At 73.0% G+C, this 25,705-nt stretch carries 29 protein-coding genes; 16 read left to right on the top strand and 13 right to left on the bottom strand.

The features are described from left to right. Nucleotides 1–15 precede the first annotated feature (15 nt). Complete coding sequence (locus tag SL103_RS29505; protein WP_432215409.1) at nt 16–1,230, bottom strand: CynX/NimT family MFS transporter; 1,215 nt, start codon at nt 1,228–1,230, stop codon at nt 16–18. A gap of 38 nt (nt 1,231–1,268) precedes the next feature. Continuing rightward, a complete protein-coding gene (locus tag SL103_RS29500; protein ID WP_069572028.1) occupies nt 1,269–2,003 on the bottom strand; it encodes a FadR/GntR family transcriptional regulator in 735 nt (244 codons plus the stop codon). Between the two features lie 101 nt (nt 2,004–2,104). Here SL103_RS29500 and SL103_RS29495 point away from each other — a divergent pair, with 101 nt between their 5' ends. From SL103_RS29495 to crcB, 3 genes are read left to right on the top strand one after another with little or no spacing between them, the layout of a single operon-like run. Beyond that, complete coding sequence (locus tag SL103_RS29495; RefSeq protein WP_069572027.1) at nt 2,105–2,542, top strand: fluoride efflux transporter FluC; 438 nt, start codon at nt 2,105–2,107, stop codon at nt 2,540–2,542. After that, the gene (locus tag SL103_RS29490) at nt 2,539–2,946 is read left to right on the top strand and encodes a DUF190 domain-containing protein (protein WP_069572026.1); all 408 of its coding nucleotides are present in this window, start codon (nt 2,539–2,541) and stop codon (nt 2,944–2,946) included. The genes SL103_RS29495 and SL103_RS29490 overlap by 4 nt, the downstream gene beginning before the upstream one ends. Continuing rightward, nucleotides 2,943–3,317 carry a fluoride efflux transporter CrcB gene (gene crcB / locus SL103_RS29485; RefSeq protein ID WP_069572025.1) on the top strand — a complete coding sequence of 125 codons (375 nt, stop codon included), beginning with the start codon at nt 2,943–2,945 and terminating at the stop codon, nt 3,315–3,317. Before SL103_RS29490 ends, crcB begins: the two co-directional genes overlap by 4 nt. Before the next feature lie 209 nt (nt 3,318–3,526). On the opposite strand, the gene snpA is transcribed toward crcB, so the two are convergent. Continuing rightward, entirely contained in the window at nt 3,527–4,192 is a 666-nt protein-coding gene (gene snpA / locus SL103_RS29480; RefSeq protein ID WP_069572024.1) for a snapalysin, read from the bottom strand. A 219-nt stretch (nt 4,193–4,411) separates the two neighbouring features. On the opposite strand from snpA, the gene SL103_RS29475 reads away from it, so the two are divergent. Beyond that, nucleotides 4,412–5,371, top strand: a complete 960-nt coding sequence (locus SL103_RS29475) for a LysR family transcriptional regulator (protein ID WP_069572023.1) — start codon at nt 4,412–4,414, stop codon at nt 5,369–5,371. Nucleotides 5,372–5,398: 27 nt separating this feature from the next. Here SL103_RS29475 and SL103_RS29470 read toward each other — a convergent pair whose 3' ends face one another. Together SL103_RS29470 and SL103_RS29465 are read right to left on the bottom strand one after the other, a co-directional pair. After that, nucleotides 5,399–6,364 carry a hypothetical protein gene (locus SL103_RS29470; RefSeq protein WP_069572022.1) on the bottom strand — a complete coding sequence of 322 codons (966 nt, stop codon included), beginning with the start codon at nt 6,362–6,364 and terminating at the stop codon, nt 5,399–5,401. Further along, nucleotides 6,354–7,544 carry a hypothetical protein gene (locus SL103_RS29465; protein ID WP_069572021.1) on the bottom strand — a complete coding sequence of 397 codons (1,191 nt, stop codon included), beginning with the start codon at nt 7,542–7,544 and terminating at the stop codon, nt 6,354–6,356. Before SL103_RS29465 ends, SL103_RS29470 begins: the two co-directional genes overlap by 11 nt. A gap of 236 nt (nt 7,545–7,780) precedes the next feature. Here SL103_RS29465 and SL103_RS29460 point away from each other — a divergent pair, with 236 nt between their 5' ends. Next, complete coding sequence (locus tag SL103_RS29460) at nt 7,781–9,076, top strand: cation:proton antiporter (RefSeq protein ID WP_069572020.1); 1,296 nt, start codon at nt 7,781–7,783, stop codon at nt 9,074–9,076. 38 nt (nt 9,077–9,114) lie between these two features. Here SL103_RS29460 and SL103_RS29455 read toward each other — a convergent pair whose 3' ends face one another. After that, nucleotides 9,115–9,462: a MerR family transcriptional regulator gene (locus SL103_RS29455; protein ID WP_069572019.1), complete on the bottom strand. Its 348-nt coding sequence runs from the start codon at nt 9,460–9,462 to the stop codon at nt 9,115–9,117. A gap of 736 nt (nt 9,463–10,198) precedes the next feature. On the opposite strand from SL103_RS29455, the gene SL103_RS29450 reads away from it, so the two are divergent. The 3 genes from SL103_RS29450 (at nt 10,199) to SL103_RS29440 (ending at nt 12,651) form a co-directional block, all read left to right on the top strand. Continuing rightward, nucleotides 10,199–10,402, top strand: a complete 204-nt coding sequence (locus SL103_RS29450; protein WP_069572018.1) for a cold-shock protein — start codon at nt 10,199–10,201, stop codon at nt 10,400–10,402. Nucleotides 10,403–10,739: 337 nt separating this feature from the next. After that, nucleotides 10,740–12,242, top strand: a complete 1,503-nt coding sequence (locus SL103_RS29445; RefSeq protein ID WP_069572017.1) for a DEAD/DEAH box helicase — start codon at nt 10,740–10,742, stop codon at nt 12,240–12,242. A gap of 100 nt (nt 12,243–12,342) precedes the next feature. Then, nucleotides 12,343–12,651, top strand: a complete 309-nt coding sequence (locus SL103_RS29440; protein WP_069572016.1) for an SCO5918 family protein — start codon at nt 12,343–12,345, stop codon at nt 12,649–12,651. Nucleotides 12,652–12,789: 138 nt separating this feature from the next. Here the strand turns inward: SL103_RS29440 and sodN are convergent, their stop codons facing one another. Then, nucleotides 12,790–13,185: a superoxide dismutase, Ni gene (sodN, locus tag SL103_RS29435; RefSeq protein WP_030085982.1), complete on the bottom strand. Its 396-nt coding sequence runs from the start codon at nt 13,183–13,185 to the stop codon at nt 12,790–12,792. Between the two features lie 196 nt (nt 13,186–13,381). On the opposite strand from sodN, the gene sodX reads away from it, so the two are divergent. After that, on the top strand, nt 13,382–13,852 hold the full coding sequence (gene sodX, locus SL103_RS29430) for a nickel-type superoxide dismutase maturation protease (RefSeq protein ID WP_069572015.1): 471 nt from the start codon (nt 13,382–13,384) through the stop codon (nt 13,850–13,852). Here sodX and SL103_RS29425 read toward each other — a convergent pair. Continuing rightward, entirely contained in the window at nt 13,756–14,385 is a 630-nt protein-coding gene (locus SL103_RS29425) for a CGNR zinc finger domain-containing protein (protein ID WP_069572014.1), read from the bottom strand. The two genes, sodX and SL103_RS29425, sit on opposite strands and share 97 nt — an antisense overlap. Before the next feature lie 94 nt (nt 14,386–14,479). Here SL103_RS29425 and SL103_RS29420 point away from each other — a divergent pair, with 94 nt between their 5' ends. After that, nucleotides 14,480–15,241, top strand: a complete 762-nt coding sequence (locus tag SL103_RS29420) for a class I SAM-dependent methyltransferase (protein ID WP_069572013.1) — start codon at nt 14,480–14,482, stop codon at nt 15,239–15,241. A 60-nt stretch (nt 15,242–15,301) separates the two neighbouring features. Here SL103_RS29420 and SL103_RS29415 read toward each other — a convergent pair whose 3' ends face one another. The 3 genes from SL103_RS29415 to SL103_RS29405 form a co-directional block, all read right to left on the bottom strand. Next, nucleotides 15,302–16,054 carry an amino acid ABC transporter ATP-binding protein gene (locus tag SL103_RS29415; RefSeq protein ID WP_033266921.1) on the bottom strand — a complete coding sequence of 251 codons (753 nt, stop codon included), beginning with the start codon at nt 16,052–16,054 and terminating at the stop codon, nt 15,302–15,304. Nucleotides 16,055–16,101: 47 nt separating this feature from the next. Continuing rightward, entirely contained in the window at nt 16,102–17,043 is a 942-nt protein-coding gene (locus SL103_RS29410; RefSeq protein ID WP_069572012.1) for an amino acid ABC transporter permease, read from the bottom strand. Nucleotides 17,044–17,104: 61 nt separating this feature from the next. Further along, nucleotides 17,105–18,079, bottom strand: a complete 975-nt coding sequence (locus SL103_RS29405) for an ABC transporter substrate-binding protein (RefSeq protein ID WP_069572011.1) — start codon at nt 18,077–18,079, stop codon at nt 17,105–17,107. Between the two features lie 531 nt (nt 18,080–18,610). On the opposite strand from SL103_RS29405, the gene SL103_RS29400 reads away from it, so the two are divergent. The 3 genes from SL103_RS29400 (at nt 18,611) to SL103_RS29390 (ending at nt 21,546) form a co-directional block, all read left to right on the top strand. Next, on the top strand, nt 18,611–19,840 hold the full coding sequence (locus SL103_RS29400; protein WP_069572010.1) for an NAD(P)-dependent malic enzyme: 1,230 nt from the start codon (nt 18,611–18,613) through the stop codon (nt 19,838–19,840). 135 nt (nt 19,841–19,975) lie between these two features. Continuing rightward, complete coding sequence (locus SL103_RS29395) at nt 19,976–20,938, top strand: zinc-binding dehydrogenase (RefSeq protein ID WP_069572009.1); 963 nt, start codon at nt 19,976–19,978, stop codon at nt 20,936–20,938. Further along, nucleotides 20,935–21,546 carry a HutD/Ves family protein gene (locus SL103_RS29390; RefSeq protein ID WP_069572008.1) on the top strand — a complete coding sequence of 204 codons (612 nt, stop codon included), beginning with the start codon at nt 20,935–20,937 and terminating at the stop codon, nt 21,544–21,546. Before SL103_RS29395 ends, SL103_RS29390 begins: the two co-directional genes overlap by 4 nt. Nucleotides 21,547–21,605: 59 nt before the next feature. Here SL103_RS29390 and SL103_RS29385 read toward each other — a convergent pair whose 3' ends face one another. After that, entirely contained in the window at nt 21,606–22,319 is a 714-nt protein-coding gene (locus tag SL103_RS29385) for an antibiotic biosynthesis monooxygenase (protein ID WP_069572007.1), read from the bottom strand. A 146-nt stretch (nt 22,320–22,465) separates the two neighbouring features. Between SL103_RS29385 and SL103_RS29380 the strand changes: the two genes are divergently transcribed. From SL103_RS29380 to SL103_RS29370, 3 genes are all read left to right on the top strand, one after another. Next, nucleotides 22,466–22,675 carry a helix-turn-helix domain-containing protein gene (locus SL103_RS29380; RefSeq protein WP_033266922.1) on the top strand — a complete coding sequence of 70 codons (210 nt, stop codon included), beginning with the start codon at nt 22,466–22,468 and terminating at the stop codon, nt 22,673–22,675. After that, a complete protein-coding gene (locus tag SL103_RS29375) occupies nt 22,675–23,238 on the top strand; it encodes a Clp protease N-terminal domain-containing protein (RefSeq protein ID WP_069572006.1) in 564 nt (187 codons plus the stop codon). The genes SL103_RS29380 and SL103_RS29375 overlap by 1 nt, the downstream gene beginning before the upstream one ends. 104 nt (nt 23,239–23,342) lie before the next feature. After that, nucleotides 23,343–24,485, top strand: a complete 1,143-nt coding sequence (locus SL103_RS29370; protein WP_069572005.1) for a serine hydrolase domain-containing protein — start codon at nt 23,343–23,345, stop codon at nt 24,483–24,485. A 66-nt stretch (nt 24,486–24,551) separates the two neighbouring features. Here the strand turns inward: SL103_RS29370 and SL103_RS29365 are convergent, their stop codons facing one another. Further along, on the bottom strand, nt 24,552–25,703 hold the full coding sequence (locus SL103_RS29365; protein WP_069572004.1) for a PadR family transcriptional regulator: 1,152 nt from the start codon (nt 25,701–25,703) through the stop codon (nt 24,552–24,554). Nucleotides 25,704–25,705: the final 2 nt, after the last annotated feature.

The following is a 25,705-nucleotide window of genomic DNA, read 5'->3' as shown; positions in this document are numbered from 1 at the left end:
GCGACCCGCGGCCTGCTACCGGCCCGTGACGTGCCGCGGCCGCGCCGCGCCCCACCCGGCCGCGACCTGGGGGAGCAGCAGCGCCAGCAGCACGGCCAGCGGCACCGCCCAGCTGCCCGAGGCGTCGTGCACCGCACCCAGCACGGCCGGGCCGGTGGCGGCGAGGACGTAACCGAAGCACTGGGCCATGCTGGAGAGCTGCGCGGTGTGCCGGGCGTCCGGGGCGCGCTGGACGATGAACAGCAGCGCCAGGCTGATCGCCGCCCCCTGGCCGAGGCCGAGCAGCACCATCCACAGGTACGCGCCCTCGGCCGGTGCGAGCAGGACGCCGGTCAGGGCGGCCGCGCACAGCAGCGCCCCGACGGCGGCCAGCACCCCGGCCCGCAGCCGCCGCCCGACGACGACCGGGGCGAGGAACGAGCCGGCGATGCCCAGCAGTGAGGAGAAGGACAGCATCCAGCCCGCGTCGCCGGCGCTCATCCCGGCGTCGGTGAGCATCGTCGGCAGCCAGGCGGCGGCCGCGTAGTAACTCAGCGACTGCAGGCCCATGTAGCCGGTGACCTGCCAGGCCAGCGGGTCGCGCCACAGCCCGCGCACCGGGTGCGCCGCCTCCTGGGCGGCGGCCCGCGCCACCCGCGTACGACGGCCGGTCCGCGGCAGCCAGAAGAGCAGCGCCAGCACCGCGAGCCCGCCCCAGCAGGCCAGCGTGGACCGCCAGTCGAGGCCGGTGGCCTGCTGCACGGGCACCGTGACGCCGGCCGCGAGGGCGGCGCCGCCGAACAGCGACATGGAGTACAGGCCGGTCATCAGCCCGGCCCTGGCGGGGAAGTCCCGCTTGATCAGGCCGGGCAGCAGGACGTTGGCGACGGCTATCCCCGCGCCGATCACGACCGTCCCGGCGAACAGCGCCCCGACCGCGTCCAGCATCCGCAGCGCGGTACCCAGGCAGATCAGCGCCATCGTGCCGAGCAGGGACCGCTCCGTGCCGAAGCGCCGGCCCAGCCGCGGCGCGAGGGGCGCCAGCAGGCCGAAGCAGAGCAGCGGCAGCGCGGTGAGCAGGCTCGTCGCGGCGGCCGACATCCCGCTGTCGGCGCGGATGGTGCCGGCGAGCGGGGAGACCGCGACCAGCGCGGGGCGCAGGTTCAGCGCCAGCAGGACGACGCCGGCGCCGGCGTACAGGGCGCGGCGCCCTCCGGTGCCGGTGGCCGGCGGCGCGGCGGCGGCCACCACCGGGGCGTGCGCCGCGCGGGTCGGGGTCCGGTCCGGTGTCACTCCTGGGCTCCCGTCGGGCAGTCCGGTGCGTCGCCGTCCTCGGCGCCGGCGCGCAGCGCCGCCATGCCCTCGGCCAGATGCGCCAGCGCCGCCCGCTCGGCGGCGTCCGCGTCCCGCGCCTCGATGGCGTCGACGATGGCCTCGTGCGCCTCGTACTGGTTGCGCACGGAGTCGGGGACGGGGGCGCCGATGACGGACCGGAGCGTGGCGCGCAGGGCGTCGCTGAGGTGCGCGTACAGCTCGGCGAGCACGCTGTTGTGGGCCGCGGCGGCGATGGTGCGGTGGAAGTGCAGGTCCGCGTCGACGAAGGCGGTCAGGTCGCCGCTCCGCCAGGCGCGGGCGCGCTCGGCCAGCGCGGCGCGCAGCGCGGCGAGGTCCTCGTCGGTGCGGCGCAGCGCGGCATGGCGCGCGGCGTCCCGCTCCAGTGAGGCGCGTACCTCGAACGTCTCCAGGTCACCGGCCCGCCGCAGCCTGCGCTGCACGGCGGCACCGAAGCCGCTGCGGGCGCGGACATAGGTGCCGTCGCCCTGGCGCGGCTCCAGCAGCCCGGTGTGCACCAGGGCGCGGACCGCCTCGCGGACGGTGTTGCGGCCCACCGAGAGCCGCTCCACGAGCACCGGTTCGGCAGGGATCTTCGTCCCCACCTCCCACTCGCCGTCGGCGATCAGGCTCTCCATCTGCTCGATGACCAGGTCCACCAGGTTGGTCCGGGCGGTGCTGCGCAGCGGCACGGTCTCCTCCTCTTGATTCCACCGGTGATGGGAACATCCCATGTTTGGCGGTGTCAAACCGCCAGGGATAGCCTGAGGGCGCCGATGATCTCGGGAGACCTATGGAACAGCGAGCCCGCCGCCCCGCGCCCTGGCAGGGCCAGTGGCCGGTGATCGGCGCGGTGTCCGTGGGCGGCGCGATCGGCGCGACGGCCCGTTACGGCGCCTCGCTCCTGTGGCCGACGGCCCCCGCCGCCTTCCCCTGGACGACCCTGGCCGTCAACGCCGTCGGCTGCGCGCTGATGGGCGTCCTGATGGCGCTGATCACCGAGGCCGGCGCACCGCACCGGCTGCTGCGCCCCTTCCTCGGCACCGGCATCCTCGGCGGCTTCACCACCTTCTCCACCTACGCGGTCGACATCCAGCGGCTGGCCGGCCACCGGCAGCCGCTGCTCGCCGTCGCGTACCTCGCGGGCACCCTGCTGGTCGCGCTCGCGGCCGTGTGGGGCGCGGTGGCCACGACCCGTGCACTTCTCGAACTGAGGCGGCGGACCGCATGACATCCGACGTACCCGCGCCCGGCGGCGTCCCCGCGCTGCGGCTCACGGTCCTGGTCGGCGAACAGGACGGGTGGCACCACCGCCCCCTGTACGCCGAGATCGTGCACCGCGCCCGCGCGGCCGGCCTCGCCGGCGCCAGCGTCTTCCGCGGCATCGAGGGCTTCGGCGCCGGCTCGGTCGTCCACACCCAGCGGTTGCTGTCGCTGAGCGAGGAGCTGCCGGTGGCGATCGTCGTCGTCGACGCCGAGGAGCGGGTCCGGGGCTTCCTGCCGCAGCTCGACGAACTCCTCGCGGGCGGCGGCCTGGTGACGCTCGACCGGTGCGAGATGATCGCCCACCGGGCCCCGGGCGCCGGCGGCCCGGACGCCGGCCGTCCGGGCGGGGGCGAGGGCGGACGCGGGTGAACTGGCTGCTGGTGGTGGCCGGTGCCGTGGTCGGGGCGCCGCTGCGCTTCCTCACCGACCGCTATGTGCAGTCCCGGCACGACACCGTGTTCCCCTGGGGGACGTTCGCGGTCAACGCCGGCGGGTCGCTGATCCTCGGCCTGCTGACCGGCGCGGTGACCGCCGGGGCCGCGTCCTCGCAGCTCCAACTGCTGCTCGGGACCGGCCTGTGCGGGGCGCTGTCGACGTACTCGACCTTCTCCTACGAGACGCTCCGGCTGGCGGCGGACGGCGCCCGGGGCTACGCGGTGGCGAACGTCGCCGGGAGCGTGCTGGCCGGGCTCGCGGCCGCGTTCGCCGGAGTCGCCGCCGGCCAGGCGCTCTGGGGCTGAGCCGGCGCTGCCGCGGGAGCGCACACGAAAGCGGTGGGGCCCGGAGAGGACCCCACCGCACGGGCGGCGCAGGGAATGCGAGGGCTGGTGGGGATACGAGGGCCGGCCGCCAGGTTCCGGTGCTCGTCAGCCCCAGGCCCACCGGGTCCGGACCGGGGTCAGGCCGGTCCGGACCGTGGGCCACCGCCGAACTCGTGAGGCGGCAGGCTTCACGCCACCTTGCCGAAGTGGACGGCCTTCAGGCCGTTGGCCCAGAGCTGGTCCACCTTGGCGCGCTCGTTCGCGTCCGGCTGGGTGTTCTGGCAGGACGTGCCGGGGCCGCCGCCGGACATCAGCTCGCTGCACGGACCCTCGTAGTGGTCCGGCAGGCCCAGCACGTGGCCGGTCTCGTGCGCGGTGACGCGGGTCGAGTTGTACTCCTGGTTCTGCTTGTGGTCCAGGAAGACGAAGCCCTTGCCGTGACCGTCGGTGCTGGCGTACGAACCCCGCGGGTCGTCGCCCTCCTTGTACTGGAAGTCGCCGCCGCTGCCTTCCTTCAGCTGCACGTTCTTCACGGCGCTGTTCCAGATCGACGTGCTCTCGGCTATCTGGCTCTTGAACGACGGTGCCGCACTGGCGTCGTAGGTGATGGTGACCGAGGCGGCGTGCGGATCGGCCTTCATCTTGGCCCGCGCCGACTTCATCACGGCCTCGAAGAACGCCTTGGTGTCGGCCTTCTCGGCCGCCGAGCCGTTGTAGGCCGCTATCGAAGCGGGCGTGCTGTGCGCGGAGTTGCCGGAGGAGGGGGAAGCTGCCGAAACCGGGGCCGCGGCTGCGAGCGCGGCGACAAGGCCCAGACCGAGCGCCGCCGACAGCGCCGTCTTAGGAGATCTCATGTGGGGGGCTCCTTAATTTCCGAGGGCCGTACGGTCGCCGTGTGGGGCGGCGACCGGGGCCCTGCGGATTTCTTGGTGCCGTTGAGTCTGGACGGAGTTCACCCGGAGGACGGAGATGTTAGGTGGCGATAGCACCAGCCAATACCCCTGCGAAAAAGGCGAGTTCCGGCGGGTTTGAGAGGCTGGTGTGACGGATGCCGTGCTCGTTATGCTCCCGTTGTGGAGCTCGAGGTACGGCATCTTCGCGCATTGTGCGCCATCGCGGACTCCGGCAGCGTACGCAAGGCGGCCCGGCAGCTCGGCATGACGCAGCCTTCCCTGACGACCCAGCTCCACCGCATCGAAAAGGCGCTCGGTGGCCAGCTCTTCTTCCGCGAGCCGACCGGCAGCCGGCCGACGCCGCTGGGGCACTCGGTGCTGTGCCGGGCCCGCCCCATAGTGGCCGAGATGCGGGCCCTGCTCGACGAGGTGGCCTCCGCCTCGCACCGCGAACAGGGCGCCCGGCTGCACATCGGCAGCACCAACAGCCCCGCGGTCGCCGGCTGGCTGCGCCGGCTGCGGGTGCGCCTGCCGGAGACGGACACCACGATACGGACCGATGTGTCCGCCAACGCCCTGCTGCACATGGTCGCCACGGGACAGCTCGACGCGGCGTTCGTGCACGAGGTCGAGGGTGCGCCGCTGCGCGTCCCCGACGGCCTGGTCGCCCACGAACTCCTGGCGAGGGAGCCGCAGTTCATCGCTCTGTCGGACAGCCACCCGGCGGCCGCCGAGGAGATCGTCCGGGTCGCCGACCTCGCCGAGGACCAGTGGATGGTCGACCCGACCGTGGACGGCGAATGGGCCGGGCTGCGCCGGATCTGGACCGCGGCCGGCATCAACCCCCGGGTCGTGCACGGCGACTACCTCACCGCGGTGGACCTGGTCACGGCCGGCGAGGTGGTCACCCCCTGCCAGCCCACCGCCCGCTCCCGGCACGGCATGGCCATCCGCCCGCTGCACGGCGATCCGCTGGCCGTCCGGCTCTTCATGGCCTGCCGCCAGGACGGCACCCCGGCCGCCGCCCCCGACGACCTCTTCGCCGACCTGACCTCCTCGTACATGGAGATCGCCTGGGCGAGCGAGGCGTACCGGGCCTGGCTGGTGCGGCACGACGCCCCGCTGCCGGTGACGACCTGACCCGGTCGCGGCCGGCCGGGCCCGCGCTCAGCCCTTCGGACAGGGTGCGGGGCGGTCCTTGCTCCTGCTCCTGGCCCGGGCGTAGTCCGCGCCGGTCTGCCGGTACCACCGGCCGGCGGGGGCGGCCTGCCCCGACGGGGAGAGACAGGTGAACGACGGGAAGTAGACGGTCCCGTAGCCGCCCGCGTCGGACAGCTCACCGGTCAGCTCGAACGGCTTGCCGCCCTCGCGGCTGAGCGTCATCGCCGCGGTGCTGCCGCCGACCTGGTACTCGACGCGGTAGCGCCACAGGCAGTGGCCCCGCCCGGACGTGGCCCGGACGAGGAACGACTCGCTCTCGTTCTGGTTCAGCGTGATCTGCTTGGCCTGCGGGCCGGTGAAGTACGGTGCGCCCTTCTCGGCGCCCTTGCGGGACGCCGTGAGCCGGGGCACCGGGGCGTCGATGGCGACCTCCAGCGGGATCACGTCCGTCACGCCCTGCCCCGGGGCGAGCACCAGGTCCCCGCGGAGCGGCGACGTGCACTTCCCGCCCACCAGCTGCGGCACGATGTCGGTGATCCGGACCTGCTGGGCGGCCCGGCCCTGGAGGGTGATCATCCACTCCGACTCCCCGGCGTCGACGACGTCCGCCGTGTGCTGCCGGGCGAAGTCGGACCGGAGGGTCTTGTCGAAGCCCTTGCCCGCGCCCCCGCGGACCACGTACCGGCCGGTGTCCTTGACGTCCTTGACCTCGACGACGTCGATCGCGTCCCGTGGCGAGAGCCGGTCCGGCAGCCGGTCCAGCGGCAGGATCGCCTTCACCGTGCTGCCCAGTACGTCCTGGAAGGTCACCGCCGCCACCGCCAGCACGATGCCGGCCAGCCAGGCGGCGGGCCTCTTGACATGCCGCAGCCGGTCCGGGGCATCCGCCGGCGCCGGACGCTCACGGCCCCGGCGGACGCTCTTGCGCGTCAGCGCCCCGGACGTGCGGACCCGCGGTCGGTTACTCGGCATGGCTCAGTTGCTCCTCTTGCACCCTCGGCCGCGTACGGGCTCCCCGCCGCGTCAACACCCAGGCCGCGCCCAGGCAGCAGGCCCCCGTCGCCCACCCCCACACGGCGCCGAAGCGGACGGCGTCGCCCAGGGCCACCTCGAAGGGGCGGACGAGGCCCGTCGTCCCCGCCCCCACGCGCGGCGCGGCCCGCTGCAGCAGGCCGCTGTCGACGAGGGCGGCCGCGGCGGCGGCGAGCACGGTCGCGTACCAGCAGTTCATGAAGAGGCGTACCGGGTGCCGGCCCGCGGCCCGCCGGACCACCGCGTACAGCCCGGCCGCCAGCACCGCGAGGAAGACCAGGCAGACCACGAGGGTCGCCAGCCACCCGGCGGTCCCCTCCGTGTCGAGGGGGCGCATCCGCAGCGCCGGGTACAGGACGCCGCTCCACCGCTCGACGAGGGCCGGCGGGTGGTAGGGGAGCCAGAGTTCGGGGGCGAAGGTGATCGTGGCGGACTGGTCGAGATGCCGGACGTTCGTGTGCCGCAGGACCGCCCCGCCGGCGACGGCCAGCAGCACCATCGGGATCAGCCCGGCGCACACCACGTCCCGGCGCCGGCCCACCGTGGACACCGCCGCCGGCGCCGCCTCCCCGCCGGCCACGCCGTCCGCCGTCCCCAGCAGCATCCGCACGGGTGCCCACCGCCGGAGCAGCCACGCCGCCGCCCAGGACGGCATCAGCAGCCAGCACGACCACAGCGCGTACTGCTCGGGCAGCGCCGTCACCCCGGCCACCTGCGCCCTGCCCACCCACTCGTCGGCGGTGGGCAGCACCAGGGGCGAGCGCGGGTCCAGCGCCGGACCGATCGGTTCCGCGATCCCCGCGGCCAGCAGTGTGGCGCCCAGCAGCGCCAGCACCGTCCGCAGCCGGGGCCGGCCGTCCGCCGGCGCGGACCTGAGCACCGCGTACGTCAGCACGGAGCACAGGACGAGGAAGACGAACTGGGGGACCCACTCCTGGGCCTGGCCGGTGTCGTGTACCGAGAAGCCGTCGAGATCCAGCCCGAACAGCCGGGCGTCGTGGAGGACGAGGCCGGGGCCGCCGCCGGCGGCGCGCAGCCGCACCTGGTGGCAGGCGAACAGGAACACCGCCTGGCCCATGGTGTACCCCGCGGTCAGCAGCAGGGACATCAGGCGGTTCATCGTGTGCACTCCCCCGAGCGGCCCGCCCCCGCTGACGGGCTCCGCCCCCAGTCTGCCCCACCAACCTCTCTGGTACCAGCGCGGGATGATCATGCGTCAGGCCGGGGCGGCGGCCGCGGGCCCGTCGACCAACCGTGTGAAAGGCGGTGCCCGGGCCTCCCGGGAGCGCCCGTACGGTCCGCGGATGGCCGAGAGTGGGCTGCCGGACGGCAGCGCGGCCAAGCCCTGGAGACTCCGTGGACGGCACCTTTTCCCTCGTTCTGCTGCTGTTGTTCGTCTGGTGCCTGTGCGCGCGGCGGATGGAGCGCTACGCACTCACCGCGCCGGTCGCGTTCGTCCTGACGGGCCTGCTGCTGGCCGAGGGCATCGGTGTCCTGCACCTCGCCCTGCCGCACGAGACGGTCACCGCGCTCGCGGAGATCACCCTGGTCTGGGTCCTCTTCACCGATGCCGCGCGGCTCTCCTTCCGGGCCCTGCGGCCCGAACTCGGCCTCTGCGTACGGCTGCTGGGCGTCGGGCTGCCGCTGTGCGTGGCACTCGGCTCGCTCCTCGCGGCCGTCCTGCTGCCCGGGGTGTCGGGGTGGGGCGCGCTGTACGTCGGCGCCGCGCTCGCGCCGACGGATGCCGCGCTCGGCGCCACGATGATGGTGAACCCCGACGTGCCGGCGCGGATCCGCCGGCTGATCAATGTGGAGAGCGGCCTGAACGACGGCATCGTCACGCCGTTCGTCGTGCTCGCCCTGGCCGGTGTCACCGCCGCCGAGGGGACGGCCGGGCCGGGCGCCTCCGGGCAGGCCCTGGTGGAGCTCCTCATCGGCGCGGCGTACGGCGTGGCGCTCGGACTGGTGGCCGGCCTGCTGCTGCGGGCCGCGCTGCGCGCCGGCTGGGCGACGGAGGACTTCGCCGGGGCCGGGGTGCTGGCCCTGGCGCTCCTCGGCTACACCTCCGCCCTCGCGCTCGGCGGCAACGGCTTCGTCGCCGCCTTCCTCGCGGGCCTGGCGTTCGGCAGCGCGCACGGCGCCCCGCCGCGCGTCCTGCTCTACGTCGAGCAGTCCGCCTCGCTGCTCTCGGTGGTGGTGTGGCTGGTCTTCGGGGCGGTGCTGCTGCCGGCGGCGTTCGACGTCCTCACCTGGCAGGCCGTGCTCTACGCGGTGCTGAGCCTGACCGTCGTCCGGATGGTGCCGGTGGCGCTGTCACTGATCGGCAGCGGTCTGGACATCCGGTCGGTCCTCTTCGTGGGCTGGTTCGGCCCCCGTGGCCTGGCCTCGGTCATCTTCGGTCTGCTGGCGACCGAGGAACTGTCCGGCCCCGACCGGCGGAACCTGGTGCCGGTGGTCGGCGTCACCGTGCTCCTCAGCGTCCTCGCGCACGGACTGACCTCCGCCCCTCTGGCGAAGCGCTACGGACGCGCGGTGCCCGCCTCCACCGGCCGGCCACCCCGGGAGCTGCCCGAACTCCCCGTGCGTGCCATGGCGGCCGGCGGCCTGCACGGCCTGCGCCGGCGGGCCCGGAACAGGCGGAACACGCACTGACCGTTCCGGGGTGGCGGGACGTGGACCGACGCGGTGCTTCAGGCGCCGGGAGCCTGACCGGAGCCGGCGGCGGACCGGCGCAGTTCCTCGTTGACGCGCAGGGCCTCTTCGAGCTGGTCCTCAAGGATGACGATGCGGCAGGCGGCCTCGACCGGGGTGCCCTGGTCGACGAGCTCGCGGGCGCGGGCGGCGATACGCAGCTGGTAGCGGGAGTAGCGGCGGTGGCCGCCCTCGGAGCGCAGGGGAACGATGAGGCGGGCCTCGCCGACGGCCCGCAGGAAGGCGGGCGTGGTGCCGATCATCTCCGCGGCGCGGCCCATGGTGTAGGCGGGGTAGTCGTCGTCATCGAACTTGTCGGTGGGGCGGGCGGGGGACTGTCGGGTCATTGAACCTCTTCATGGGGCGCGTCGAGGGGCCCTGGTGCCGTACGGCACCAGGGCCCCGAGGGTTTCAACACCATCTGCCGGCGCCGGGCGCCGGCTTTCTGTTTCCGCATGCGCGCCCGAGGGGGCGGGGATGCGGGGACCGTGGCTGCGGGACCGTGGATCACCATCCAATCCGGGTCTGCGGTACCCGGGCGAGTGGGCTGGACCCACGCCCGGGCGATCCTGATGGTGCCTGCTCCTCTCCTTCTGTCGGTTCGTTGCCTATGGAGGAAACGCTAACGCCAAGGAGGAGGAATGTCTACTCTCGTCAGCACAGATTTCCCTCTGTTGCAGTAACAGAATCCGACTGTTCGGTCGACCGGGCGCGGTGGCGTCCGGTGTGCCGCGCCGCGAGCTGCCCGGCGGCCCCGCGGTGCGGCCGGGAATTTCCCGTCGGACAGCGGCGTGCGCCGCGGCCGAATATCTAATGCCGCAACGACAGAAATGGCCACGGGTGCGGTAGGGATTTTTTACCCTCTCGAAAGCTCCGGACGTATGCGCTGTGCAGGGCCGCCGCTGCCGTGCTAACGTCGTTTTCAGTTGCAGTTGTGGTTCCCGAAGGCTTCAAGTGCGCTCGCCGTGGTTCACGGTGGGAGCGCTTTTCTATTTCCCGGAATATTTCCGACGGGATAATCATCGCGGCGACACGGGGTCCGCACAGTGTGGGCTCCGGGCACTGCCCCGAAGGAGATATGACATGGCTACTGGCACCGTGAAGTGGTTCAACGCGGAAAAGGGTTTCGGCTTCATCGAGCAGGACGGTGGCGGCGCTGACGTCTTCGCCCACTACTCGAACATCGCCGCCCAGGGCTTCCGCGAGCTGCAGGAAGGCCAGAAGGTGAACTTCGACGTCACGCAGGGCCAGAAGGGCCCGCAGGCCGAGAACATCACTCCCGCCTGACGCTGACACGCGTACGCCGTGGCTGGGGCCCGCACCTTGGGTGCGGGCCCCAGCCCGTTGCTTTTCCGTACTTCCGTTGCGTTCCGCAACGGCCGCGCGAGCGGCGCGGGGCAGTTCGTTCGAGTCTCGCCCCCCGGACGCGGCGGGCCGGAAATCTTCCGGCTCCGCCGAAGAGCCTGTCGCCCTTTTCGCGGCGTCGCCGACTCCCGCCGACGCCGGGTCGTTTATTCCCGACCCGCTGCGTTTCATTTTTCATCGGTTCGTTCTTGCGATTCTCCGTGCTGCGGCTCATGACCGCCGGGAATTCCTCGACGCACCGTATCGAGGAAGGTTCGACATGAACCGCACAGTCCGCTCGAAAGACCGCTCACCCCGCGCCCGCTCCGCCGGCTCCGGCCGCGGCGGCCACCGCTCGCAGCCCGCGCACCGCTCCGGCGGCAAGGGGCGCCGTCCCGCCGCCGCACGGCCGGCGGAGTTCGCCCTGCCGGTCACGCACACCCCCGCCCTGCCCCCGGTCGACACCTTCGCGGAACTGGCGATGCCGCCCGCGCTGCTGGCGGCGCTGACCGCGCAAGGGGTGACGGTCCCGTTCCCGATCCAGGCCGCCACCCTGCCGAACTCGCTGGCCGGCCGGGACGTTCTGGGCCGCGGCCGGACCGGCTCGGGCAAGACGCTCGCGTTCGGCCTGGCCCTGCTGGCCCGCACCGCCGGGCGGCGCGCCGAGTCCCGCCGGCCGCTGGCGCTGATCCTGGTACCCACCCGGGAGCTGGCCCAGCAGGTCACCGACGCCCTCACGCCCTACGCCCGTTCGCTGTCGCTGCGGCTGGCCACGGTCGTCGGCGGCATGTCGATCGGCCGCCAGGCCGGCGCGCTGCGCGCCGGCGCCGAGGTCGTGGTCGCCACCCCGGGGCGGCTCAAGGACCTCATCGAGCGCGGTGACTGCCGCCTGGACCAGGTCGGCATCACCGTGCTGGACGAAGCCGACCAGATGGCCGACATGGGGTTCATGCCCCAGGTCACCGCCCTGCTCGACCAGGTCGGGCCGGACGGGCAGCGGATGCTCTTCTCGGCCACCCTGGACCGCAACGTCGACCGCCTGGTCCGGCGTTACCTCAGCGACCCGGTGGTCCACTCCGTCGACCCGTCGGCGGGCGCCGTCACCACGATGGAACACCACCTGCTGTTCGTGCACGGCGCCGACAAGTACGCCACCACGACCGAGATCGCCGCCCGCGAGGGCCGGTCGATCCTCTTCCTGGACACCAAGCACGCCGTGGACCAGCTCACCCGGCACCTGCTGAACAGCGGTGTCCGCGCCGCCGCCCTGCACGGCGGCAAGTCCCAGCCGCAGCGCACCCGGACCCTGGACCGGTTCAAGACCGGCCACGTCACGGTGCTCGTGGCCACCAACGTCGCCGCCCGCGGCATCCACGTCGACAACCTCGACCTCGTCGTCAACGTGGACCCGCCCGGCGACCACAAGGACTACCTGCACCGCGGCGGACGCACCGCCCGCGCCGGCGAGTCCGGCAGCGTCGTCACCCTGGTGCTGCCCAACCAGCGCCGCGAGATGGACCGCCTGATGGCCGACGCCGGCATCACTCCGCAGTCCACCCGGGTCCGCTCCGGCGAGGCCGAGCTGAGCCGCATCACCGGCGCCCGGGCTCCGTCCGGAATCCCCGTCACCCTCACCACCCCGCCCGCCGAGCAGGACCGGCGCGGCGGCTCCGCCTCGCGCGGCAGCCGCGGCCGTTCCGCCCGGGCCCGGCGCTCCGCGGGAGCACCCCGGTCCGCGGCCGCGACGTCCCGCCGACGGACCACCCCGGGTTCGTCCGCGTAGGCCCCCGCCCGGACGGCGACGCCTTCCGCACCCGTTGACCCCACCCCCCCGCCCGGCCGGCGATCCGTTCCCGGCTCCTCCTCGACCCTGGAGAGGCACCATGCGCTGTGTCATCGCCCGTTTCCCCTTCGACCTGATCAAGACCGAGGTACAGGACGTGATGAAGGGCGTCACGCCCGAACCCGTCACGGGTGAGTCCGTACTCATCGGCCGCCGCCAGTACCCCGTCAAGCAGGTCGGGGAGATCATCACCGGCCAGGACCGCCGGGACTTCACCGCCGGTGAGGTGACCCGGGCCCTGACCCGCCTCGGCTTCGAGTGCCGCCCCGCCGCCGGGGCCGTCCCCCCGACCCCGGTCACCCCCCTGGAGGCGGCATCCGCCCTGCTGGGGGACCCGCCGCAGAGCTGAGCCGTTCGCACAAAAAGTCCGCACAAAAGAAGACCGCACCCGCTCCGTCATGGCGCCCTGCTGGGCGGCATGCGGACCGGGTGCGGACAGGTGGGCGGGGCGGACCCGCGGAAGCGGGTCAGACCGCCCGGGTAAGCCTCAAGCCTTCTTGGTCTCCCAGAAGATCTTGTCGATCTGGGCGATGTAGTCCAGGGCCTTCTGGCCGGTGGCCGGGTCGTTCGAACCCTTGGCGGCGCTGAGGGCCTTGAGGGTGTCGTTGACCAGCTGGTGCAGCTCCGGGTACTTCTCGAAGTGCGGGGGCTTGAAGTAGTCGCTCCACAGCACGGAGACGTGGTGCTTGGCCAGCTCGGCGCGCTGCTCCTTGATCAGGACGGCGCGAGTGCGGAAGTCCGCGTCCTCGTTGGCCTGGTACTTCTCCTGGACGGCCTTGACCGACTCGGCCTCGATGCGGGCCTGGGCCGGGTCGTACACGCCGCAGGGCAGGTCGCAGTGGGCGCTGACCTTCACCTTGGGGGCGAACAGGCGCGAAAGCATGTTCAGTCCTTCCTCGTGATCGTCTTCTCACGTGCGAGATTACTCGGTGCGGGAAGGCTTTTCTCGGGTGGGCCGGGGGTCTTAGGGCAAAAGTCCGGTGCCACTCCGGGACTGTTGGAGGATGGACCGGCGAGCGAAGCGAGACGGGGGTGCCCCCGGACGGAGTCCGGGGGAGGGTCGGACCGGGAGGTACGGGATGCCGGAGCGGGTGCACGAGCGCGGGCCGGGGCAGGGCGAGGGTGCGGAGCACGGGCCGGAGCGGGCCGGCGGCCTGCGGGCCTTCGGGCTGGCCGAGGTCTACAACCCGTCAATGGTGCCGACGCTGCTCCCCGGTGACCAGCTGGTGGTCCGGTACGGGGCGGCGGTGCGGCCCGGTGACGTGGTGGTGCTGCGGCACCCGTTCCGGCAGGACCTGCTGATCGTCAAGCGTGCGGTACGGCGGTGCGACGGCGGCTGGTGGGTCCAGGGGGACAACCCGTTCGTCGAGAACGACAGCCGGGAATTCGGGGCGGTACCGGACGAACTGGTCATCGCCCGCGCCTGGGTGCGCCTGCGGCCGCCGCGCGGCATTCAGCGCTCGGTCGCCGGGGTGGTGTCCTGGGCGGTCTCGGCGGTCCGCCCCGTACGGGCCGCGCGCTCGCTCTCCAGGCGCTTGCGGGCGCGGTAGGCGGCGACGTTGGCACGGGTGGCGCAGCGGTCGGAGCAGTAGCGCCGCGAGCGGTTGGTGGACGTGTCGAGGTAGACGTTGCGGCAGGGGGCCGCCTCGCAGATGCCCAGGCGGTCCACGCCGAGCTCGGTCAGGTGGAAGGCCAGGCCCATGCAGGCGGTCGCGGTGTAGCCCGCCGTCGCGTTGGCCGCGTGGTCGGCGATGTGCATGTGCCACTTGTGCCGGCCGTCGTCGTCCCGGTACTCGTGGCCGGAGATCTGCGGGCTGACCGGGAACTCCATCATCAGCGCGTTCAGCAGGTCCACGGCCAGCACCTCGTCGCCGGCGTCCGCGGCCTCGAAGACCGCGCGCAGCCGGGCGCGGACCGTACGCAGCCGGGTCACGTCGCTGTCGGTCGCGCGCCGGGCCGCCTGCTGGGCCGCTCCGAACAGTTCGCGTACGGCCTCGACCGAGGTGAGGCTGTCGCCGCCGCGCTCGGGCTGCTCGGTGTTGACCAGTCGCACGGCGTAGTCCGAGTAATAGGCCAGTTCCACTTGTAGTCCTTACGGGCGGGGGTTAGGGTGCGAGTACTTGCGCGTAGTAATGGGCGTTGTTACTACGAGGGTATTACGGCCTGAAGGGGAAGCGATGACCGAGACCGTCGTCGGCGCCGATTGGCAGGCGTGGCAGAACAGTTGGGACCGTCAGCAGGAGTGGTACCTCCCCGACCGCGAGGAGCGGTTCCGGGTGATGCTCGACATGGTCGAGGCGCTGGTGGGCCGCGAGCCCCGGGTGCTGGATCTGGCGTGCGGTACGGGCAGTATCTCCGACCGGCTGCTCAAGCGGTTCCCCAGGGCCGAGAGCGTGGGCGTCGATCTGGATCCCGCGCTGCTGGCCATCGCCGAAGGGTACTTCGAGGGCGAGTCCCGGGTCCGCTTCGTACGGGCCGACCTGAAGGACCCCCGGTGGACCGAGAAGCTGCCGCACGACAGCTACGACGCGGTGCTCACCGCCACCGCGCTGCACTGGCTGCACACCGAGGAGCTGCGCGGGCTCTACGGCCAGCTCGGCGCCCTCGTCCGTGACGGCGGGGTCTTCCTCAACGCCGACCGCATGCCCGAGGAGTCCACCCCGCGGATCAACGCCGCCGAGCGGGCCTTCCGGCACGCGCGGATGGACGAGGCGAAGGCGTCCGGCGCGGTCGATTGGTCCGCATGGTGGCAACTGGCCGCCGCCGACCCGCGGCTGGCCGCGCCGACCGCCGAGCGCTTCGCGATCTACGGCGAGCACGCCGACGGCGACACCCCGGCGGCCGCGTGGCACGCCGCCGCGCTGCGCGACGCGGGCTTCGGTGAGGCCCGCGCGGTGTGGTCCTCGCCCACCGACGCGCTGGTACTGGGGCTGAAGTAACCCCCGCACGGCAGAGGTGGGCCGCTCCCCCGGGGGAGCGGCCCACCTCTGCCGTACGCCTTACAGCACCTTGGACAGGAAGGACTTCGTCCGGTCGTGCTGGGGGTTGGTGAGCACCTCGCGGGGGTGGCCGGACTCGACGACCACGCCGTCGTCCATGAAGACCAGCGAGTCGCCGACCTCGCGGGCGAAGCCCATCTCATGGGTCACGACGATCATCGTCATACCGTCCGCCGCCAGGTCCTTCATGACGTCCAGGACGTCACCGACCAGCTCCGGGTCGAGCGCCGACGTCGGCTCGTCGAAGAGCATCAGCTTGGGCTCCATCGCCAGCGCCCGGGCGATGGCGACGCGCTGCTGCTGGCCGCCGGAGAGCTGCGAGGGGTAGTTCCCGGCCTTGTCGGCGAGGCCGACGCGGTCCAGCAGCTTGGTCGCGCGCTCCCGGGCGGCGGCCTTGGACTCGCCCTTGACCTGGATCGGCGCCTCCATGACGTTCTCGATCGCGGTCATGTGCGGGAAGAGGTTGAAGCGCTGGAAGACCATGCCGATGTCGCGGCGGCGGGCGGCGACCTCGCGGTCACGCAGCTCGTAGAGCTTGCCGTTGTGCTCGCGGTAGCCGACCAGCTCGCCGTCGACCGACAGGCGTCCGGCGTTGACCTTCTCCAGGTGGTTGATGCAGCGCAGGAACGTCGACTTGCCGGAGCCGGACGGGCCGATCAGGCAGAAGACCTCCCGGGGCGCGACCTCCAGGTCGATGCCCTTGAGGATGTGGGCCGCGCCGAAGGACTTGTGGACGCCCTCGGCCAGGACCATGGGACCGCCGCTGGTCCCCGCGGCCTTGCTCGTGGTGATCTTGCTGGTCATGCCGCACCTCCGGCGCGGTGGAAGCCGCCGGACAGCCTCGCCTTGGCGCGCTGGAGCGGAGTGGGCGGGAGCTGGCGGCTGGATCCGCGGGCGTAGTAGCGCTCCAGGTAGTACTGCCCGATGCTCAGCACCGTGGTGGCGATCAGGTACCAGGCGGCGGCGAGGATCAGCATCTCGACCACGACGCCCGAGTCCCGGCCGACGTTCTGCGCCGCCTGCAACAGGTCGTAGTACTGCACCGCGATCACCAGCGAGGAGGTCTTCAGCATGTTGATGACCTCGTTGCCGGTCGGCGGCACGATCACCCGCATGGCCTGCGGGACGATGATCCGGCGCAGCGTCTTGGCGTGGCTCATGCCCAGCGCGTGCGCGGCCTCGGTCTGGCCCTCGTCGACCGCGTTCAGGCCGGCCCGGCAGATCTCCGCCATGTAGGCCGCCTCGTTCAGGCCGAGGCCCAGCAGCGCGCACAGGAACGGGGTCATGAAGTCCGACCACTCGTCCTTGTAGATCGGCATGATGTCGATGTACTGGAAGACCAGGCCGAGGTTGAACCACAGGAACAGCTGGACGTAGACCGGCGTGCCGCGGAAGAACCAGACGTAGAACCAGGCCACGGACGACGTCACCGGGTTCTTGGACTGGCGCATCACCGCGAGGATCACGCCGCCCACGACACCGATGATCATCGAGAGCACGGTGATCAGCAGGGTGTTGCGCAGACCCTTGAGGATGTCCGCGTTGAACATGTACTGGGGAATGGCGCCCCAGTTGACGTTCCCGGAGGCGAAGGCCCTGAAGAGCAGGGCGATCAGCCCGACGACGACGACCGCCGCCACCCAGCGGCCGTAGTGGCGGACCGGGATGGCTTTGATCGGCTCGGGCTGGGGCGGCGGAGCGTCAGCCGGCGGCTGCGCCGGCTTGTCGACGTCAACTGACACGGATGTTGCCTTTCAGCATTCGGCGGGAGTGGCCGGAGGGGACGGGACGGCTGCCGGCGGCTCAGCTGCCGCCGTTGAGCTGCACTTCCTTGACCGCCGCGTCCTTGACGTCCCACTTGTCCAGGACCTTGGCGTACGAGCCGTTCTTGATCGTGCGTTCCACGGCTGCCTTGAGCGCGTCGCGCAGCTTCTCCTGGCCCTTGGGGACCGCGATGCCGTACGGCGCCGCCTTGAGCGGTGCGCCGCCGACCATCTGGAAGTCGTTGCCGTGGCCGGAGACCTTCACCGCGTACGCGGCGACCGGGTAGTCGCTGGAGACGGCGTCCACGCCGCCGGTGCGCAGCCGGGTCTGGGCCTCGGAGTCGTTGTCGTACGCCTCGATGGAGATCGGCTGCTGGTCGTTCTTCTCGCAAGCCTTCGACTTGTCCTTGGCCAGGTCGTGCGAGACCGTGCCGCGCTGCACCGCGAGCTTCTTGCCGCAGAGCGTCTCCCAGCCGTCGACGCCCTTGGTCTTGCCCTTCTGGGTGTAGAGCGAGACGCCGACGTTGAGGTAGTCGATGAAGTCGACGCCCTGGCCGATCTTCTTGCCGGTGTTGCTGTCGATGCCCTGCTGGCGCTCCTTGGTGTCGGTCATCGCCGACATCGCGATGTCGTAGCGCTTGGACTTCAGCCCGCCCATGAGGGTGTCGAAGGTGGCGTTGTTGAAGTTGAGCTTGATGCCCAGCTGCTTGCTCATCGCCGCCGCGAGGTCCGGGTCGATGCCCTCGATCGCGCCGTTGGAGCGGAACTCCACCGGCTTGTAGGTGATGTCCGAGCCGACCTGCAGCAGGCCCTTCTCCTGGACGTCCTTCGGCAGCATCTTGAACAGCGGCGCGTTGACGTTGCGGTTCTTCTGCGCCTCACGCCGGGCGATGGCCGCGTCCGTCTGGTCGCCGCAGGCGCTGAGCAGCATCAGCGAGGCGACGACCGCAGCCGCGGCGGCCACGGCTTTGCGTGACCTGCCGGTGGCCGGGCGACGGGTGGTGCTTGCGGTCATGCTGATCCTCCTGCGGATGGAGAAGCTGACGTGACAAAAGGGGCCGGCACACACCTTTGAGCGTCGCGACCTGGGTTGGTGACGGAATCCTGCCATCAGGGCTCCGGTATTCGGACTGTCGTTCAGGTCAAAATCGGATAACGGACGGATACGGCGAGGTGGCGCCCTTGTGCCGCAAGGGGAGCCGGTCGCCGACGGGACGTGAGGGGCGCGGGGTGCGCTCCGGGCGTCTCGGAGTCCGGACATCGGACGGGAGTGAGCTTCTGCGGGTTTTGTGTATTTCGCCGTTATTGTCGTGTCTCTGAACTCGAGGGTAATGAATCCAACTCGTCGGGGCCCGCGCCCGTCCGGTAGAAAGGTTCGTTACACCCCTCATCCGGGGCTCAGGGCGCGTGTGCGGCGCGCCCGGCGTCCGTACCTCCCCCCGCGCGGCGGCCATCCGCCGGGCGGGGCGCGGACGCGGTGCCCGCCCACTCCTCAACCAGGGAGTGGCCACCCTCAGCAGAATTTCGATTAAAAGGGGTAAGACAAGTGGCAGCGGAGATCGTCAATCCTCGCAGCGACGGCAATACGGGCGCGGACGAAGGGGCGGGCACGGCGCCCGACGACACCTTCGATCCCGCCTTCGCGCTGCACCGCGGCGGCAAAATGGCCATCCAGGCGACCGTCCCGGTGCGTAACAGGGACGACCTGTCCCTCGCCTACACGCCGGGCGTGGCCAAGGTGTGCAGCGCCATCGCGGAGCAGCCCGAGCTCGTGCACGACTACACCTGGAAGTCCCAGGTCGTGGCCGTCGTCACGGACGGCACAGCGGTGCTGGGCCTCGGTGACATCGGCCCGGAGGCATCCCTCCCCGTGATGGAGGGCAAGGCCATCCTCTTCAAGCAGTTCGGCGGGGTGGACGCGGTGCCGATCGCGCTCGCCACCACCGACACCGACGAGATCGTCGACACCGTCGTCCGGCTCGCCCCGTCCTTCGGCGGCGTCAACCTGGAGGACATCTCGGCGCCCCGGTGCTTCGAGATCGAGCGCCGGCTCCAGGAAGCCCTGGACATCCCGGTCTTCCACGACGACCAGCACGGCACCGCCGTGGTCACGCTGGCCGCGCTGCGCAACGCCGCCAAGCTGACCGACCGGTCGCTGGGCCAGCTGCGGGCGGTCATCTCGGGCGCCGGCGCGGCCGGGGTCGCCATCGCCAAGATCCTCATCGAGGCGGGCATCGGAGACGTCGCGGTCTGCGACCGCAAGGGCATCGTCTCCGCCGACCGCGACGACCTCACCGACGTCAAGCGCGAGGTGGCCGGCTTCACCAACAAGGCGCAGCTGACCGGCTCGCTGGAGCAGGCGCTGGACGGCGCCGACGTCTTCATCGGGGTCTCCGGCGGCACGGTGCCGGAGGCGGCGGTGGCGAAGATGGCGAAGAACTCGCTGATCTTCGCGATGGCCAACCCGAACCCGGAGATCCACCCGGACGTCGCGCACAAGTACGCGGCGGTCGTCGCCACCGGGCGCAGCGACTTCCCCAACCAGATCAACAACGTGCTGGCCTTCCCGGGGATCTTCGCCGGAGCCATGCAGGTGCGGGCCTCGCGGATCACGGAGGGCATGAAGCTCGCCGCCGCCGAGGCGCTGGCCGCCGTCGTCGCCGATGAACTCAGCGCCGACCGGGTCATCCCCTCGCCGTTCGACGAGCGGGTCGCGCCGGCCGTCACCTCCGCCGTCGCGGCGGCCGCCCGCGCCGAGGGCGTGGCGCGCCGCTGACCGCGCGGCATCCCCCGACGGGCCGGGCCCGCACCTGACCAGGGTGCGGGCCCGGCCCGTCCCGGTGACACGGCGCGGCGCGTGTCACACCCCTGCGCGGTACCGCCGGCCGCGGTCGCGGCCTACTTTGGGATCATGTTTGCTGCCTATGCCGCCCGCATCGACCGTGACCAGCCGCTGAACGGCCTCGAATTGGGGGAGCGCCCGGCCCCCGACGTACGCCCCGGCTGGACGACCGTCAACGTCAAGGCCGCCTCCCTCAACCACCACGACCTGTGGTCGCTGCGCGGCGTCGGCATCACCGAGGACTCGCTGCCGATGATCCTCGGCTGCGACGCCGCCGGGATCGACGAGGACGGCAACGAGGTCGTCCTGCACTCCGTCATCGGCCAGACCGGCCACGGCGTCGGCCCCCGGGAGAAGCCCTCGATCCTCACCGAGCGCTATCAGGGCACCTTCGCCGAACAGGTCACGGTCCCCGCGTGGAACGTCCTGCCGAAGCCGAAGGAGCTGTCGTTCGCGGAGGCCGCCTGTCTGCCGACCGCCTGGCTGACCGCGTACCGGATGCTCTTCACCAACGGGGGCGTACGGCCCGGCGACAGCGTGCTGGTGCAGGGCGCGGGCGGCGGTGTGGCGACCGCCGCGATCGTGCTGGGCGCCGCCGCCGGCCTGCGGGTCTTCGCCACCAGCCGGGACGAGGCGAAGCGCAAGCGCGCGCTGGAGCTGGGCGCGGAGGCGGTGTTCGGCACCGGGGAGCGGCTGCCCCAGCGGGTGGACGCGGTGATCGAGACCGTCGGCGCCGCCACCTGGTCGCACTCGGTCAAGTCGCTCAAGCCCGGCGGCACGCTCGTCATCTCGGGTGCCACCAGCGGCTTCACCCCCGAGAGCGGGGAGCTCAACCGGATCTTCTTCCTGGAGCTGCGGATCGTCGGTTCGACGATGGGCACCAAGGAGGAGTTGGCCGGGCTGCTCAGCTTCTGCGCCGCCAAGGGCATCCGGCCGGTCATCGACTCGACGCTGCCGCTGGACCGGGCGCGCGAGGGCTTCGCGAAGATGGCGCAGGGCGACCTGTTCGGCAAGATCGTGCTGACGGTGTGACCGGGGAGGTCCACCTCCTGCGGGCGGCGGAGCGGTCCGCCGCCCCGTGGAGCAACGGCGGCGGGGTGACCCGCGAGGTCGCCGCCCACCCGCCGGGCGCCGGCTGGGACGGCTTCGCCTGGCGGGTCAGCCTGGCCGAGGTCGGCCGGGACGGCCCGTACTCGCCGCTGCCCGGCGTCCGGCGGATCCTCACCGTCGTCGAAGGCGGCGGGCTGGAGCTGACCGTGGACGGCACGCGCCACCTCCTCGCGGACCGGTACCGCCCGTTCGCCTTCCCCGGCGGTGCCGCCACCGACTGCCGGCTGCTCGCCGGCCCGGTCGTCAACCTCAATGTGATGCTCCGGGACGGGCGGGCGGCGGCCACCGTCGAGACCGTACGGGGCACCCGGGCGCTGCCGACGACCCGGTCGGCGGACCCGGACGCCGAGGTCCCGGACGCCCTCGTGGTGGTGGCGCTCCAGGGGCCCGCCCTGCTCGCGGTGGCCGAACGGCCGCCGGTGCGGCTGGGGCGGTTCGACGCGGCGCTGCTGTCGGGGACGCGCACGGCGGCCGCCGAACTGCGGACCGAGGGCACCGCGGCGGTCATCGCCCTCACCGCCGGCCGCTGACCGGTCGGCCCTCGGGGGCGCCGGCCCCGCCGGGGAGCCGGAACCCGGGGCAGGACAGGTCAGGCTCCTTGCGGGGGAGCGACGTTGAGCAGGCTGCCGTACAGGTGGTACCGCGGAACCGCCGGCAGCTCCGGGTGGGCGGCCGGGGCGGGGGCCACGCCCGGCAGGCCGGCGAGGGCCGCGTCCAGCCGCGCCGCACGGCCCTGATCGACGTACGCGTGCCACGCCGCGTCGTCGGTCCACTCCGTGTACCGGAGCACCCGCCGGCCGTCCCGGCTGAGGTGGAGGTGGACGCCGAGCAGGCCCGGCACCCGTTCCTCGCGCAGCACCTCGACGACGGTGTCGGCGAGCGCCCGCTGGGCGGCCGGGCCGTCCGTGGAGTGGGCCGGGGTGACCAGGAGACCGGGGCGCAGCCCGGCCGTCCCCGCCGGCACATGGCTGCGGTGGCACCGGTAGCGCACCGGGCCGGGCCGGCGGATGCCGTCGACGGCCCCGTCGATCCGGCGGACGACGGCGGGGCGTCCGGTGCGCACCCACTCCCGGTGGTCGTCGTCGTTGGTCCACTGCGCGTAGTGGAGGACATGGCTGCCGTCGGTGCTCAGGAAGGCGGTCAGCGAGAGCATCGCGTCCGGGCGCCGCCGGTGCTCCCATTCGGCGAGGACGGACGCGGCCGCCGGCGCCTGGAGACCGGCGGCCGGCACGATCCAGGGGCTGACGAGGACCGTGGCGGCGTCCGGCCGGCGGGCGTCGGGGAAGTCGGTGGACAGCGGCATCGGGGGCTCCGTTCTGCGCCGTTTCGGCGGGGGTGGCCAGCAGCCTGCTCTCTCAACCGCGCTTGAGGTCAAGGGGGTTGGCCCTCGCGTCCCGTGTCATGTCAACGATGGTTGACGGGCGGAGTGTGTCAACGTACATTGACGGAATGACCGAAGCGACGGATCTCGCCGAGCGGGCGGGTGATCAGGACCCCAGGGTCGGACTGCGGGCGGTGGCCGCGCTCCGGCGGCTGCTGGAGCAGCTCGAAGCCGTACAGGTGCGCAGTGCGCGAGCCAAGGGCTGGTCGTGGCAGGAGATCGCGGCGGAGCTCGGGGTCAGCAGGCAGGCAGTGCACAAGAAGCACGGGAGGCGCTGATGTTCGAGAAGTTCACGGCGGACGCGCGCGCGGTGGTGCGCGGGGCGGCCCAACAGGCGGAACGCACGGGCAGCGGCACGGTCGGCGAACCGGAGCTGCTGCTGGCGTTGCTGGACCGCGCGGAGTCGCCGGCCGCGACGGCGCTCGGCGCGCTCGGTGTCCGGGAGCGGCGCGCGTCGGTGGCCCGGGCCCTGGCGGAGGTGCGCCGGCGCGGCGGGATCACCGCGCAGGACGCGGCGGCGCTGGCCGGGCTCGGCATCGACGTCGACGAGATCGTGACCAGGGTGGAACGGGCGCACGGGGCGGGCGCGTTGGCCGCCGCTCGCCCCGCCGGGCGCCGCGGGCGGGCGCGCCGGCCGTTCACCGCGGAGGCGAAGGCGGTGCTGGAGCGCGCGCTGCGGATCGCGGTCGGCCGCGGCGAGCGGCACCTCGGCGACGAGCATCTGCTGCTGGCCCTCACGGCGCGGCCGGGGCCGGCCGCCGCGGTGCTCGCCGACCACGGGGTGACGTACGCCGAGGTGCTGCGGGTCCTGGAGGGCGGCGGGCGGCGGCGCGCGAGCTGACCGGGGCGGATATTCGGTCGAGCGGGCGCGGACCGGTCGCCTATCGTGGCGCGGCCGGCGACCCACGGGGGGCCGCCGGCCGCACGCGAGGAAGAGAGCACCAGGTGTCACACCACGGAGGGGCCGACGAGGGCTTCGGGCCCGTAGCGGACGCGTTCGCCCGCAACTTCACCGACGGGGCCGAACTCGGCGCCGCCGTCACCGTGTTCGTGGGCGGCCGCAAGGTCGTGGACCTGTGGGGCGGCGTCGCCGACGGCCGCACCGGGCGGGCGTGGCAGGAGGACACCGTCCTTCCGGTGATGTCCTGCGCCAAGGCCGTCGTGAGCGTCTGCGCCCATCTGCTCGCCCAGCAGGGGCAGTTGGACCTCGACGCGCCGGTGGCCGCGTACTGGCCGGAGTTCGCGCGGCACGGCAAGGAGCGGATCACCACCCGGATGGTGCTCGACCACACCGCCGGCATCCCGCTCGCCGAGCAGCACCTGACCTTCGAGGAGATCACCGCCTGGACGCCGGTGATCCACGCCCTGGAGGAGCAGCGCCCGCTGTGGGAGCCGGGCACCGCGTACGAGTACCACGCGCACGCCTTCGGCTTCGTCGTCGGCGAGGTCATCCGGCGCCTCACCGGCCTCACCCCCGGGGCCTGGTTCCGCAAGGCCGTCGCCGACGACCTGGGGCTGCGTACCTGGATCGGGCTGCCGCCCGAGGAGGTGGACGGCATGGCCCGGCTCGCCGAGGCCGCGGGTCGGCCGGCGCTGCCGGACGCCGACGCGCTGCCCATGCGGGCGCTGACGATGAACGGCGTGCTGCCCTTCCCCGGCCTCGACGATCCGCACGGCTACAACGGGCCCGCCCTGCTGACCGCCGAGATCCCCGGCGCCGGCGCGGTCTCGTCGGCGCGCGGGCTGGCCACGCTGTACGCGGCGGCCGCCACCGGCGTGGCCGGCGCACCGCGGCTGCTCTCGGCGGACACCATCGGCGACGCGGTGCGGCCGCGCTCGGGCGGTGCGTCCTGGTCGGGGCTGCCGGACTTCGGCGCGCGCCACGGCACCGGCTTCCTCCTCGACTCGCCGTTCCGCCGGCTGCTGGGCCCGCGCTCCTTCGCCAGCAGCGGGGCCGGGGGCCAGTTCGCCTTCGGCGACGACGCGTTCGGCGTGGGCTTCGCCTACACCGCGAACCTGATGGGCGGCGGCGGTGACCGGCGCGTGGAGCGGCTCATCGGGGCGCTGCGGGAGTGCGTGGCGTCCTGAGGCCGGGCCGGGGCGGATCACCCGCGGGTGACCGCCCCGGCCGCCGGTCACCGGGGCCGGTCCGCGCTACCCGTCGGCGTCGGCCTCCGCGGACGAGGCGTACCGCTCCGGCTCGCGCAGCAGCGCGCCGATGTGGGCGGCGGCCGTGGACAGCCGGCGGCGGGACTCCTTGAGCTGCTCGGCGGTGACACCGTGGTCGCGGGCCGCGTCCCGCAGGTCGTCGCGGAAGCGGTCCAGCAGCCGGTCGAAGTCGCGGGCCGGGTCGCCGCTGCCCGGTTCGCCGGCCCATGCCGGGGCGGGCGGCGCGGCGGCCGACGGGCCCGCCCCGGGCGTCTCCGCCGCCGGGGCGACGCGCTCGACGGTCACCCGGGCCGTCCCGTTGCCGCCCTCGGCGCCCTCCGCGGCCCGGCCCTCGCCGGGACGGTCGCCGGTGAACCTGCCGACCTCGCGGGACACCTCCGCCAGCGCCTCGCGCACCGCGCCCGACCAGTCGCCGGTCCGCACCGCCCCCTGGGCCTGTTCCTGGACGCGGTGGATGACCCGCTGGACCTCCTCGCGCGCGGACACCTGGGCGTCCCTGGCCTGCTTACGGGCCCGCTGGGCGTCCTGCCGGGCCCGCTTGCTCTCCTCCTTGGCCCGCCGCGCCTGTTCCTTCCACTCGTCCTTGGCGCGCCGGAACTCCTCCTTCGCCTGCCGCCAGGCGTCCTTGTCGCCGAAGGCGGCATCGAGGTAGTCCGCGGCTTCCGGGAACGGCCGACCGCCGCCCGCGTCCCCGGCCGCCTGCTTCTCCGTGCCCGCGCGCGCGGCCCCGGCGGAGCCCCGCTTGCCCTCGCGGGCCTGCTTGGCGGCCTCCCGGATCTCCCGGCGCAGGTCGCGGGCGGAGCCGCTGACGTCGGCGCGGATGTCGGAGGCGAGCGAGGCGACCGATTCCCTGATCTCCAGTTCCAGTTCGGCCAGCTCACCGCCGCGGTCGGCGAGTTCGGCCCGGCCGGCGTCGGTGATCGAGTAGACCTTGCGGCCGCCCTCGGTCGCGTGGGTGACCAGCCCCTCGGCCTCCAGCTTGGCCAGCCGCGGGTAGACCGTGCCGGCGGAGGGGGCGTACAGGCCCTGGAAGCGCTCCTCCAGGAGCCGGATGATTTCGTAGCCGTGCCGCGGGGCCTCGTCGAGCAGCTTGAGGAGATACAGGCGCAGACGGCCGTGGGCGAAGACGGGGGGCATGC

Source organism: Streptomyces lydicus (genome assembly GCF_001729485.1).
Taxonomy (GTDB): Bacteria; Actinomycetota; Actinomycetes; order Streptomycetales; family Streptomycetaceae; genus Streptomyces; species Streptomyces lydicus_D.
The sequence above is the reverse complement of the archived record's forward strand: the minus strand, read 5'-3'. Positions and strand labels throughout refer to the sequence as shown.